General features: G+C 68.0%; 1 protein-coding gene and 1 pseudogene. Both read right to left on the bottom strand.

Annotated features, from left to right (window positions below):
- Nucleotides 1–4,612: amino acid adenylation domain-containing protein (locus ACZ6I3_RS39135; RefSeq protein WP_469421096.1), on the bottom strand; the 4,612-nt coding region annotated here is incomplete at its 3' end.
- 67 nt (nt 4,613–4,679) lie between these two features.
- Nucleotides 4,680–15,126 (bottom strand): annotated as a pseudogene (locus ACZ6I3_RS39130) (non-ribosomal peptide synthetase); the annotation flags it as partial.

Raw genomic sequence — 15,126 nt, 5'->3', positions numbered from 1 at the left:
CACGCACCACCTGAGCCTCAAACAACTCCACCACCGACACCCCACCCGCCAACTCCCCACCCACACCAGCCCAACCCAAAACCACCCCACGCTCACCCTCACCAAGAAACTCCACACCCCCCACCCGCACATCAGGATCCGCCACCAAACCCTCCAACAAACGCCCGAACCAACCCACCAAACGCTCAGCCGACCCCGCATCAAAAACATCGAGGGCATACTCGAGCGCGCCGGCAATGCCTTCCTCCCGCTCCTCCATGTAGAGCGCAAGGTCGTACTTGGCCGTGGTGGACTGTGCGCGTTCAGCAGAACCCCGGAGGCCGGCCATCTCGAGCTTGGCCTCACGGTTGTTCTGGAAGCTCAGCACGACCTGGAAAAGCGGGTGCCGCGCCATGGAACGGGCCGGGTTGAGCGCCTCTACCAGCCGTTCGAACGGAACGTCCTGGTGCGCGTACGCGGCCAGGTCATTCTCCTTGACCCTCTCGATGAGCTCGCGGAAAGAGGGGTTTCCCGAAGTGTCGGTACGCAGGACCAGCATGTTGACGAACATGCCGACCAGATCATCCAGCGACTGGTCCGTCCGGCCGGCGATCGGTGAACCGATCGGCACATCGGTCCCCGCACCCAGCCGCGTGAGCAACGCCGCGTACGCCGCCTGCACGACCATGAACAGGCTCGCCCCGGACTCGCGTGCCAGCCTGGTGAGTCCCTCATGCACATGGGCGGGCAGCTCGAAGCGCACCTTGCCGCCTCGATGTGATGCCACAGCAGGGCGTGTGCGGTCGAACGGCAGCGCCAGCTCTTCCGGAGCACCGGTCAGCGCCTCACGCCAGAACTCCACCTGCCGCGACAGGACACTCTCCGGATCATCCTCGGACCCGAACATCTCCCGCTGCCACAACACATAGTCCGCGTACTGCACCGGCAACGGCTCCCACCCCGGCACCCGACCCTCACACCGCGCCGCATACGCCACCGACACATCCCGTGCCAATGGCCCCATCGACCAACCATCACCCGCGATGTGATGCACCACCACCGACAGCACATGCTCATCCGGACCCACCGAGAACAGCCGCGCCCGCAAGGGGATTTCCGCGCCCAGATCGAAGGCATACCGCGCCGCCTCCGCCACAACCCCGCCCAGCTCCTCCGCAGCGACGTCGGCAACCGTCAGCGCGAAGCCACTCTCCTCGACCGAGAGGATCCGCTGGTACGGCTCACCGTCGGCGACCGCGAACACCGTCCGCAGCACCTCATGACGCTCCAGCACATCGCGGAAGGCTTCTTCCAGGGCTCGCCGGTCCAGTGCCCCGGTCAGCCGCACCCCGATCGGGATGTTGTAGGTCGCGCTCGGACCCTCCAGCTGACCGAGGAACCACAGCCGGCGCTGCGCATACGACAACGGAACCCGCTGCGGACGTACCCCCGCCACCAACGCCGGACGCGCTACCTCAGCCTGACCCAGCCTCGCCGCAAGCCCCGCCGGCGTCGACGCCTCGAACAACGTCCGCAGCGCCACCTCCACACCCAGCACCGCACGCACCCGACTCACCAAACGCGTCGCCAGCAGCGAATGCCCACCCAACGCGAAGAAGTCGTCCTCGACACCCACCCGGTCCAAGCCGAGGACCTGGGCGAACGCCTGGCACAGAATCTCCTCCTGCACCGTGACCGGACCACGACCCCCACCACTCACATACTCCGGAACAGGCAGCGCCTTGCGGTCCAGCTTGCCGTTCACCGTCAACGGCAACGCATCCAGCGCCACGACCGCCGACGGCACCATGTACTGCGGCAACCGCTCACCCACAAGGTCACGCAGCTCGGACTCCGCAGCATCCCCCACCACATACGCCACCAGACGCCTGTCCCCAGGAACGTCCTCACGAGCGACCACGGCCACCTGCGCCACCCGAGGATGCGCGGCCAGCACCGCCTCAATCTCACCCGGCTCGATCCGGAACCCCCGGACCTTCACCTGCTCATCCACACGCCCCAGATACTCCAGCCGCCCATCAGCCGACCAGCGAACACGGTCCCCCGTCCGATACATCCGCTCACCGGCCGGACCGAACGGACACGCGACGAACCGCTCACCCGTCAGCCCCGGACGACCCACATACCCCCGCGCCACACCCGCACCCGCCACATACAACTCCCCCGCCACACCCACCGGCACCGGCCGCAACGCACCATCCAGCACATACGCCTGAGTATTCGCGATCGGTGCGCCGATCGGCATGCCGCTGTCCGCAGCACGATCACCGGTCCCGCCGACGGGCAGGACATCGGTGGGACCGATGGAATACGTGACACACCCAACGGTCGCCTCGGTCGGCCCGTACTCATTCACCACCGAGGCAGCAGGGTTCGCGCCACGCCAGCGTCGAACCACCTCGACAGGCAGTGCCTCCCCGCCCACCACCAGATCACCCGGCAGCTGATGATCCTGCGCCAGGTCCCCCAGCAGAGCCAGATGGCTGGGAGTCACCTTCAAGAAGGTGCAACCCATCTCACCCGACAACGCCTCGCGCACATCCGCGCCTTCGGTCAACCCCACCACACGCACACATCCGCCGACCATCAGCGGACCAAGCAACGACGTCACCGTCAGGTCGAACGCCACCGACGAATGAAGACCCGCCACCCCACGCAAACCCTCATAATTCTCACCACACCACTCGAGATAACCGACCGCGTTCCGATGAGAAATGACCACGCCCTTCGGACGCCCGGTGGAACCGGACGTGTAAATGACGTACGCCGGGTGATCCGGACTCAGAGAACAATTGCGGTCCGCATCCGTCAGGTCCTCACCGGACAGGCCCGCCAGCCGGTCCTCGATGCCAGGATCGCCCAGCACCATGCACGGCACCGACACCTCGGGAACGGCTGTGCCGAAGTCGGTGATCACGCAGGCTAGACCAGCGTCACCGACCATGAACCCAATGCGGTCCGCCGGATAATCGATATCGATCGGCACATAGGCCGCACCCGCTTTCAGCACCGCCAGGACCGAAACGACCAACTCAGCCGAACGCGACAACGCCAGCCCCACGGACTTCTCGGGGCCGACTCCCTCACTCACCAACAACCGTGCCAACCGACTCGCCCGAGCGTCCAACTCCGCATAAGACAGCTCAACATCCCCCACCACCACGGCCACAGCGTCAGGCGTACGCGCCACCTGCGCCGCGAACAATTCGGGCAAGGTCGATCCGGAACTCGCGACCCCCGTGTCATTCCAGTCCACCAGCACCTTCCGGCGCTCGTCGGCATCGAGGATCTCCACCGAGCTCATCCGCGTCGACGGGTCAGCAACCACAGCCGACAGCACTCTGACCCAGCGGCGCGCGATCTGGTCGGCCGTCTTCTGGTCGAACACGTCGGCCGCCACCGTCACCACGCCACGCACACCGGCCGGCGCACCCCCGGCACCGAAGGTCTCGGCAGCGGTGACCTCCAGGTCGATCTTCGCCGCGGCAGTTCCCGCGCTCATGCGGGAGGCCTTGAGACCGGACAGGTCGAGCTTCGCCGGACCGGCGTTCTGCAGCGTGAGCATGACCTGGAAGAGGGGGTGCCGCGCGAGGGAGCGGGCCGGCGCCAGTTCCTCCACGAGCCGCTCGAAGGGCACGTCCTGGTGCTCGAACGCGCCGAAACTCGTCTCCCGGACCCGTTCCAGCACCTCGGCGAATGTCGGATCGCCAGAGAGGTCGGTGCGTATGACCAGCGTGTTGACGAAGAACCCGACCAGATCGTGCAGGGCCTTGTCGGTGCGTCCCGCGATGGCTGAACCGACGGGGATGTCCGTACCGGCACCGAGCCGGGACAGCGTCACCGCGAGCGCCGCCTGGAGCACCATGAAGAGGCTCATGCCCCGGTCACGCGCCATGGCGACGAGTCGCTCGTGCACCACGGCCGGGATCTCCAGCTCAGCCTGGTGACCGCGGTAGGTCGGTACTGCCGGTCGCGGTCGGTCGGTCGGCAGCGGCAGTTCCTCGGGAACTCCCGTCAGGGCCTCACGCCAGTACTCGACCTGCTGTGACAGCACGCTCTCCGGGTCGTCCTCGTCACCGAGCAACTCCCGCTGCCACATGGCGTAGTCGGCGTACTGCACCGGCAGAGGTTCCCACTCGGGCGCACGGCCCTCGCGTCGCGCCGCGTACGCCACCGACAGATCACGTGCCATCGGGCCGGCCGACCAGCCGTCCCACGCGATGTGATGCACCAACAGGACGAGCACGTGCTCGTCCCGGCCCGCTGCGAACAGGCTGGCCCGCAGTGGGATCTCCGTAGCCAGGTCGAACGCGTGTCGCGCAGCGCGATCCACGGTCTCCGTCAGCTGCTCCGGAGCCACTTCCGCGACGACCAGTTCGAACCCGGTCTCGTCGACCGGCAGGATGCGCTGGTACGGCTCACCGTCGGGCGCGGGGAACACGGTCCGCAGCACCTCGTGCCGTTGCAGCACATCCCGCAGCGCCGATTCCAGTGCTACGCGGTCGAGCGCCTCGGAGAAGCGCAGCACTGTGGGGTTCGTGTATGTCGTGCTCGGCCCCTCCAGCTGTGCCAGGAACCACAAACGACGCTGGGCGAACGAAAGCGGGATCATCAGGACTCCTCCTGGCTGCGCATCGGCCGCAGCGCGGGCCTAGCTTTCCGACGGCTGTCACTTTGCTGTGCGAGCCAGACCGCGAGCCCGGCCGGCGTAGGGGTGCCGAAGACCGCCCGGATCGGCAGTTCCGCCCCCAGTTCCTCTCTGATCTCGCTGCTCAACCTGGTCGCGAGCAGTGAATGTCCGCCGAGGGCGAAGAAGTCGTCATCGACTCCGACCTGGTCCAGGCCGAGCACGCGGGCGAACGCCCGGCAGAGAATCTCCTCCTGTGGCGTGGCCGGGCCACGCCCTCCGCCTGCCGTGTATCCGGGGGCGGGCAGTGCCTTGCGGTCCAGCTTGCCGTTCACCGTCAGCGGCAGCGCGTCCACAGCCACCACGGCCGAAGGCACCATGTAGCCCGGAAGCTGACCGAGCACCCACGTACGCAGGGAATGCGACAGGGCATCCGCCGTGGTACCGGATGTGGCGTCGTTCCCGCGGTCGGCCGGGACCACGTAGGCGACCAGGTGCTTGTCCCCGGGGGTGTCCTCCCTTGCGATCACCGCAGCCTGAGCCACCTGCGGATGCGTGGCCAGCACCGCCTCGATCTCCCCGGGCTCGATCCGGAATCCACGGATCTTCACCTGCTCGTCGACTCGACCGGCGAACACCAACTGACCATCACCGGTCCAGCGAGCCAGGTCCCCGGTCCGATACATCCGCTCGCCAGTACCACCGTATGGGCAGGCCACAAAACGCTCGCTGGTCAGGTCGGGCCGGCCCACATAGCCACGCGCCACCTGCGCACCGGCGATATACAGCTCGCCCGCCACGCCCACCGGCACCGGCTTCAGACGAGCGTCCAAGGCATACAGCCGCGTATTGGCCACCGGCTTCCCCACCGGCACCGCACCCGAGCCGATCGAGTCCGGAGACAGCCGCGCCGTCGCCACGGCGATGGTCGCCTCGGTCGGGCCATAGTGGTTGAACACCCCCTGCTCGCCGGCCGTCGCCAGCAAGCCGGCCACCAGTTCCGGCGAGGCCGCCTCACCGCCCAGCACCAGCGCCTTGCTCGGCAGCACCCCGGCCGCACCATCAGGCCCGGCCGCAAGCGCCGCGAGATGCGAGGGCACCGCCTTGAGGTAGTCGATGCGGTGCTCAGCGAGATACCCGCTCACCGCCACCGCATCGGTCACGGCGTCCTCGTCCAGGATGTGCAGCTCGCCGCCTGTGATCAGACTGGCGAACACCAAGGTGTTTCCCGAGTCGGTTGTCTGAGCCTGCAACACCGCGTAGCGGCCAGGCCCGTCCAACCCGATCTGCCCGGGCACAGTGGTCACATAGTTCGCCAGCCCCCCATGCGTCACCGCCACGCCTTTGGGTAGCCCCGTCGACCCGGACGTATAGATCACATACGCGATCTGGCCCGGCAACGGCCGCGTCGGCTCCGCCAACGATTCCGGTTCCGCCGGCAGCCGCATCGACGTCAGCGTGTCCACCGCGACCAGCCGATGGCCACCCGCCGGCACATCCTCCAGCATCTCGCCCGTGGTCAGCGTCAGCGCCGCACCACTGTCCGCCAGCACAAACGCGATTCGCTCGGTCGGCATCCCGGAATCCACCGGCACATATGCCGCCCCCGCCTTCCACACACCCAAGATCGCCGCGATCATCTCCACGCCACGCGGCAGACACAGACCCACCACCGACTCCGCGCCCACGCCCTGAGCCCGCAGATAGTGCGCCAGCCGATTCGCCCGCACCTCCAACTCCGCGAACGACACCTCCACACCGTCCTGGACCACCGCCACTGCGCCCGGAGTACGACCCACCTGAGACTCGAACAGTGCCGGCACCATTGACACGCCGGCCTCCACCGCCGTGTCGTTCCAGTCCGCCAGCAGCCGATCCCTCTCAGCCGTGTCGAGGATCTCCATTGCTGACAGCGGGCTGTCCGGGTCGTGCTCCAGCGCGGTCACCAGGTTGTCCAGGCAGGTGTGCAGCAGTCGGCACACCGCCTGCCCGTCGACCGGGCTCACCGCGTCCACGGTCAGCCCGAACCTGGACTCCTGGTCGTCCACCGACACAGCCACCGGGTAGTTGGTGGCGTCCCGGGTGTACACCGTGCTGATGCCCTTGGACGAGGTGTCGGCACCCGGACCGGGGGCCTCCTGCGGGCGTCGGCCGTGCCGGTAGTTGAACAGTGAGGTGAACAGCGGACTGCCGTTCGGAATCCCGCTCGCCTGCTGCGCCAGCGTCAGCGGAGCATGCTCGTGCACCAGCAGCTCCGCCAGCTGGTTGCGCACACCCTCCAGCGCGCTGCCCACCCCGACCGCGTCGACACGGACCCGCACCGGCAGCGTGTTGATGAAAAGACCCGGTACCCGGTCCGCGCCGGTTCCGGCGTTCATCCGCCCGAACAGCACCGTGCCGAAGACGACATCGTCGCGTCCGCTGACCGTGGCCAGCACCCTCGCCCAGGCCAGGTGGAACACGGTGGCCGGGCTCACGCCGAGTGACCGGGCGACGTCGCGGACCCGCCGGCCGACCTCGTCGTCAACGCCCAGGCGAGAGCGCACCACGCCGCTGCCGTCACCATGCACGTCCAGCAGACCGTACGGGGCGGTGGTCTCCTCCACGTCTCCCAGCAGACCGGCGAAGTACCGCTCATGCTCCTCACGGCTCACACCCAGCCGTGCCTGCGCGACGAAGTTCCGGAAGGGCACCGGCTCGGGCAGGGAATCCTCGCGCCCCGACAGGAAAGCTCTCAGCTCATGTAGCAGGACATCCTGGCCTGTGTGGTCCTGGACCAGGTGATGCATGCGCAACGACGCCAGCCACCGACCATCCGGCCGCGCGGCCGTGTGCACGTCGATCAGCGGCGCGCGCCCGATATCCATGCGGGGACCGGCTGCCGCGATCAACTGCTGTACCGCATCGGTGCCTTGCGGGTCGAGAGGGACCTCATGGACGGGCAGTTCGGCCCGGCGGACCACCACCTGGACCGGCTCACGCAACTGCTCCCACAGGATCGCGGTGCGGTAGATGTCGTGCCGGTCCACCACCCGCTGCAACGCGCGGAGGAACGAGTCCAGACGCTCTCGCGAGTCGAACTCCATGGCTCTCGGCGCCGCGTACACATCCGCACCGCCGTCCGCCTGCAACAGGTGGTGGAAGAACAGACCTTCCTGCAGAGGAGCCAAGGGATACACATCGGCGACGTTGGCGGCGCCACCCTCGACGACCGCGACGATCCGCTCGATCTCCCCTTCCGACAGATCGATCAGCGGCAGCATGTCCGGAGTGATGCGCTCAGCATCATGCGGAATCAGGCTGGGCGGCACCGTCACCTCGGCCGGCCCAGCGGCCGCCGCCAGGCCCGCGGGTGTCGGCGTCTGGAACAGGGCCCGCACGGACACGGACACACCCCGGCCGCGAAGCTGCTCGACCAGTGAGACGGCCAGCAGGGAGTGGCCGCCCAGCGTGAAGAAGTCGTCGTCCACGCCGACCGTGGGCAGGCCCAGGACCTGGGCGTAGGCCTGGCAGAGGATCTCTTCCTGCACCGTCGCAGGCGCACGCCCCGTACCGGCCGTCGCCGCCGCACCGTAGTCCGGGGCCGGCAACGCCTTGCGGTCCAGCTTCCCGTTGCCGGTCAGCGGAAGCGCGTCGAGGACCAGAACAGCTGCGGGAATCATGTGGTCCGGCAGTCGTGCCGCCGCGAATTGCCGCACTGTGTCGGACAGTTCGACACCATCGGTGTCCTCGGTGACGACGTAGGCGACCAGACGGACATCACCCGGGGCGTCCTCACGAGCGACCACCGCGGCCTGGAGGACCAGCGGGTGCGCGGCCACGACCGCCTGGACCTCGCCGGGCTCCACCCGGAACCCACGGATCTTCACCTGCTCATCCGCACGCCCCACGAACACCAGCCGCCCATCGGCCGACCAGCGAACACGGTCCCCCGTGCGATACATCCGCTCACCGGCCGGACCGAACGGGCAGGCCACGAACCGATCCGACGTCAGCCCAGGCCGACCGACGTACCCGCGCGCTACCTGCGCACCGGCCACATACAGCTCGCCCACCACACCCACCGGCACCGGCTTCAGACCAGCGTCCAGCACATAGGCCTGCGTATTGGCCACCGGGGAGCCCACCGGGACCACCCCGGAAGCCGCCTGCTCCACCGTCAACTGGGTGGTCGTGACACCGACTGTGGTCTCGGTCGGCCCGTAGTGGTTGAACACCACGCGCTCTGCGCCGGCGGTTTCCAGGAGCTCGCTCACCAGATCGGCGGAGGCCGCCTCACCACCCAGGACCAGCGACCGCACCGACGCCACCGACGCCGCACCCAACGCCGCCACATGCGACGGCACCGCCTTCAGGAAATCAATCCGCCGCTCGACCAGATAGGCCGCGACCGCGACCGGGTCGGTGACCAACTCCTCGTCGATGAAGTGCAGTTCACCTCCGCCGGTCAGACTCGCGAAGACGGTCGTGTTCGCCAGGTCGGTGGCCTGGCCCTGAAGCACCGCATACCGGCCAGGGCTGCCGAAGCCGACCCGCTCGGGCACCGAGGCGACGTAGTTCGCCAGGCCCCCGTGGGTGACCGCCACACCCTTCGCACGCCCCGTCGAACCCGACGTATAGACGACATACGCCACCTGATCCGGCAGGAGCTCCGCCCCCGGCGGGGTGGACGGGACCGATGCCATCTGCATCGCCGTCAACGTGTCGTCGATGGCGACCATGCGATGCCGTCCCACGGGGAGGTCTTCGAGGATCTCCTCCGTGGTCAGCGTCAGGACCGCGCCACTGTCCCGCAGTACGAACGCCACCCGCTCCGCCGGCTGACCCACATCCACCGGGACGTAGGCCGCCCCCGCCTTCCACACCCCCAGCATCCCGACGAGAGTCTCCACACCCCGCGGCAGACACAGCCCCACCACGGACTCCGTGCCCACGCCCTGAGCCCGCAGATAGTGCGCCAGCCGATTCGCTCGCACCTCCAACTCCGCGAACGACACCGACTCATCCCCCTGCACCACCGCCACTGCGCCCGGAGTACGACCCGCCTGAGCCTCGAACAACCCCAGCACCGACGACCCCGCCATCGCCAGACCGGTGTCGTTCCACTCCACCAGCACACGATGGCGCTCGTCCGGCAGGAGAACGTCGGCTGCACTCACCTGTGTCGAGGGGTCCTGGACGACCTGGGACAGCAGCAGGTTCAGTGCGCCCGCCATCCGGGCGACCGTGCCGGGCTCGAACAGGTCAGCCGCCCCCGTCACCACCCCACCGATACCCGCCGGAGCACCATCCGGACCGAACCGCTCACCCACCAGCACCGACACATCGAACTTCGCCCCCACCCGCCCCAACGGCAACGCACTGCCCCGCAGACCCGACACCCCCGGAGCCACCCCACCCACACCCGCCGCCGACACCGTGTCCTGCATCGTCAAAATGACCTGGAACAACGGATGCCGAGCCGCCGAACGAGCCGGCGCCAACTCCTCCACCAACCGCTCGAACGGCACATCCTGATGCCCGAACGCGGCCAGACTCGTCTCCCTCACCCGCTCCAACACCCGCGCGAACGTCGGATCACCCGACAGATCCGTACGGATCACCAGCGTGTTCACAAAACAACCCACCAGCTCGTCCAACGCCTCATCCGTACGACCCGCGATCGCCGAGCCGATCGGGATGTCCGTGCCCCCACCCAGCCGCGACAACGTCACCGCCAACGCGGCCTGCAGCACCATGAACACCGTCACACCACGCTCACGCGCCACCTCACGCAACCGCGCATGCACCCCAGCCGGCACCTGCAGCCCCACCGCATGCCCCTCATGCGAAGCAACCACCGGACGCGACCGGTCATACGGCAACGCCAACTCCTCCGGAGCCCCGGCCAGCACCTCACGCCAAAACCCCACCTGACGCGACAGCACACTCCCAGGGTCACTCTCCTCACCGAGCAACTCCCGCTGCCACAACGCATAATCCGCGTACTGCACCGGCAACGATCCCCACACCGGCGCCCGACCCTCACACCGCGCCGCATACGCAGACGTCAGATCACGCTCCAAAGGAGCAGACGACCACCCATCACTGGCAATGTGATGCACCGCCACCACGAGCACGTGCTCATCCGGTCCCGTAGCGAATAACCACGCCCGCAACGGGATCTCGGAACTTAGATCGAAGGCGTAACCTGCCGCCTCGGCCACCGCCTCACCCAGCTCCTCCGCGCTCACATCGGTGATCGTGAGTGCGAACCCGGTCTCCTCGACCGGCAGGATCCGCTGATACGGCTCACCGTCGGCGACCGCGAACACCGTCCGCAGCACCTCATGACGTCCGACGACGTCCCGCAGCGCTTCATCGAGCGCCACTCGGTCCAACTCACCCGACAGCCGCAGCACCACTGGCTGGTTGTAGGTCGCGCTCGGGCCTTCCAGTTGGCTGATGAACCACAGCCTGCGCTGCGCGTACGACAACGGCACCCGCTGCGGACGAGCCTGCGCCACCAACGCCGGACGCGCCACTTCGGCCTGGCCCAGCCTGGCCGCGAGCCCCGCCGGCGTCGACGCCTCGAACAACGTCCGCAGCGCCACCTCCACACCCAGCACCGCACGCACCCGACTCACCAAACGCGTCGCCAGCAGCGAATGCCCACCCAACGCAAAGAAGTCGTCCTCGACACCCACCCGGTCCAAGCCGAGGACCTGCGCGAACGCCTGGCACAGAATCTCCTCCTGCACCGTGACCGGACCACGACCCCCACCACTCACATACTCCGGAACAGGCAACGCCTTACGGTCCAGCTTGCCGTTCACCGTCAACGGCAACGCATCAAGGACGACGACCGCCGACGGCACCATGTACTGCGGCAACCGCTCACCCACAAGGTCACGCAGCTCGGACTCCGCAGCGTCCCCCACCACATACGCCACCAGACGCCTGTCCCCGGGAACATCCTCACGAGCGATCACCGCTGTCTGTGTGACCTGGGGATGGGCGGCCAGCACCGCCTCGACCTCACCGGGCTCGATGCGGAACCCACGGACCTTCACCTGCTCATCCGCACGCCCCAGATACTCCAGCCGGCCCCCAACCGACCACCGCACCACATCCCCCGTCCGATACATCCGCTCACCAGCCGGACCGAACGGACACGCGACAAACCGCTCACCCGTCAACCCCGGACGACCCACATACCCCCGCGCCAGACCCGCACCCGCCACATACAACTCCCCCGCCACACCCACCGGCACCGGCCGCAACGCACCATCCACCACGTAAGCGCGCGTGTTCGCGATCGGTGCGCCGATCGGCATGCCGCTGTCCGCAGGGAAATCATCGGTCCCGCCGACGGGCAGGGCGTGCGTGGGACGGACGGAGTAGGTAATGCACCCGACGGTCGCTTCGGTCGGTCCGTACTCGTTGACCACCGTGGCAGCCGGGTTGCCGAGACGCCATCGCCGGACGACCTCGACAGGCAGTGCCTCCCCGCCCACCACCAGGTCGCCGGACAGTTGGTGGTCCTGCGCCACCTCGCCCAGCAGGGCGAGGTGGCTCGGGGTCACCTTCAGGAAGGTGACCCTCGTGTCACCCGACAACGCCTCGCGTACATCCGTGCCCTCGGTCAGTCCGACCACGCGCACGCATCCACCGACCATCAGCGGGCCGAGCAGCGACGTCACCGTCAGGTCGAACGCGACCGAGGAGTGAAGGCCCGCCACTCCGCGCAGGCCCTCGTAGTTCTCACTGCACCATTCGAGATAGCCGACTGCGCTCCGATGAGTGATCACCACACCCTTGGGGCGCCCTGTGGAACCGGAGGTGTAGATGACGTAGGCGGGGTGATCCGGGCTGAGACGACAGGCGCGGTCGGCGTCCGTGAGGTCCTGATCGGACAGGTCGGCCAGCCGGCCCTCACTGCCCGGATCGTCCAGCACGATGCATGGCACCGTCAGGTCGGGAGTGGTGGCGGAGGTCGTGATCACGCAGGCGAGCTCCGCGTCGTCGGCCATGAAGGCGATACGGTCCGCCGGGTAGTCGGTATCGATCGGCAGGTAGGCCGCGCCCGCTTTGAGTACCGCCAAGACCGAGACGACCAGGTCGGCCGAACGTGACAGCGCCAGACCCACCGACTTCTCGGGGCCGACCCCGGTGGCCACCAACAGCCGCGCCAACCGGTTCGCACGCGCGTCCAGCTCCGCGTAGGAGAGCCGTGCGTCTCCTACGACCACTGCTGCGGAGTCCGGCGTACGCGCCACCTGCGCCGCGAACAACTCGGGCAGTGTGGCCCCTTGGGTCTGCGTAGTGGTGTTGTTCCAGTCTTGGAGGAGTCGGTTCTGTTCACTCTGGTCGAGGATGTCCACCGCCGCCAGGGAGCTGTTGGGGTCGTCCTCCAGCGCGGTCACGAGGTTGTCGAGGCAGGTGTGCAGCAGCCGGCACACCGCCTGCCCGTCCACCGGGCCCACCGCGTCCACGGTCAACCCGAACCTGGACTCCAGGTCATCGACCGACACAGCCACCGGGTAGTTCGTCACCTCACGCATCGAGACGGTGCTGATGCCCTGCGGCGCACTGTCGGTGTCCGAGCCGGGATCCGTCTGCGGGCGTCGGCCGTGGCGGTAGTTGAACAGTGAGGTGAACAGCGGACTGCCGTTCGGGATCCCGCTGGCCTGCTGCGCCAGCGTCAGCGGAGCGTGCTCGTGCACCAGCAGTTCCGCCAGCTGGTTGCGTACGCCCTCCAGCGCGCTGCCCACGCCCACCGCGTCGACACGAACCCGCACCGGCAGCGTGTTGATGAACAGCCCCGGCACCCGGTCCGCACCCACACCCGCATTCATCCGCCCGAACAACACCGTGCCGAACACGACATCGTCGCGTCCGCTGACCGTGGCCAGCACCCTCGCCCAGGCCAGATGGAACACGCTGGCCGGACTCACACCGAGCGACCGGGCCACATCCCGCACCCGTCGGCCGACCTCCTCATCAACCCGCAGGTGAGAACGCACGACACCGCTGCCGTCACCGTGCACGTCCAGCAGACCGTACGGGGCAGTGGTCTCCTCCACATCCCCCAGCAGACCGGCGAAGTACCGCTCATGCTCATCGCGCGTCACGCCCAGCCGCGCCTGCGCGACGAAATTCCGGAACGGCAACGGCTCGGGCAGAGCGTCCTCCCGCCCCGACAGGAACGCGCCCATCTCGTCCAGCAGGACATCCTGCGTGGTGTGGTCCTGGACCAGATGATGCATCCGCAGCAACGCCAGCCAGCCACCGTCCACCCCCGGCTGCGCGGCGGTGTGCACATCGATCAACGGGGCACGGCCGATATCCATGCTCGACCCGGCCGCCGCAGTCAACTGCTCCACCGCGGCCGGTCCGTCAGCGGTCAACTCCACGGACACTACGGGCAGTTCCGCCCGGCGGACCACGACCTGGACCGGCTCACGCAACCGCTCCCACACGATCGCCGTGCGATAGATGTCGTGCCGGTCCACCACCCGCTGAAGAGCAGCAAGGAACGCATCCAGACGCTCCCGCGAATCGAACCGCAGCACCCGCGGCACCACATACGCATCCGCACCACCGTCCGCCTGCAACAGATGATGGAAGAACAACCCCTCCTGCAAAGGCGCCAAGGGATACACATCAGCGATGTTCGCGGCGCCACCCGGTATCTGCCCGACAATGTGCGCCAACTCGGACTCGTCCAGATCCACCAGCGGCAACATGTCCGCAGTAATGCGTTCAGCATCCTGCGGAATCAGACTGGGCGGCACCGTCACCTCGGCCGGCCCAGCGGCCGCCGCCAGGCCCGCGGGTGTCGGCGTCTGGAACAGAGCGCGCACGGAGACGGACACACCCCGACCGCGCAACTGCTCCACCAGCGACACCGCCAGCAGGGAATGCCCACCCAACGCGAAGAAGTCGTCGTCCACACCCACCGCGGGCAGGCCCAGAACCTCCGCGAACACCTGGCACAGGATCTCCTCCTGCACCGACACCGGACCACGACCCCCACCCGCCATGAACTCGGGAGCCGGCAACGCCCTGCGATCCAGCTTCCCGTTCACCGTCAACGGCAACGCATCCAGCACCACCACCGCCGACGGCACCATGTACTCCGGCAACCGGGCAGCCGCGAACCCCCTCACATCCGCGCCCGCAACCTCCCCCACCACATACGCAACCAACCGCTCATCACGCACCACCACCGCCACATCCCTCACCGCACCATGACGCGACAACACCCCCTCCACCTCGCCCAACTCCACCCGGAAACCACGCAACTGAACCTGATCATCCGCACGGCCCTCGAACACCAGCCGCCCCTCAGCCGTCCAGCGCGCACGGTCCCCCGTCCGGTACATCCGCCCACCCACCGCACCGAACGGGCACGCGACAAACCGCTCCGACGTCAGCCCCGCACGATTCAGATAACCCCGCGCCAGACCCGCACCCGCCACATACAACTCCCCCACCACACCCACCGGCACCGGCCG

The organism is Streptomyces sp. NPDC041940, assembly GCF_055589465.1.
Note: the sequence above shows the minus strand (reverse complement) of the source record. Positions and strands in the feature narration are given on the sequence as shown.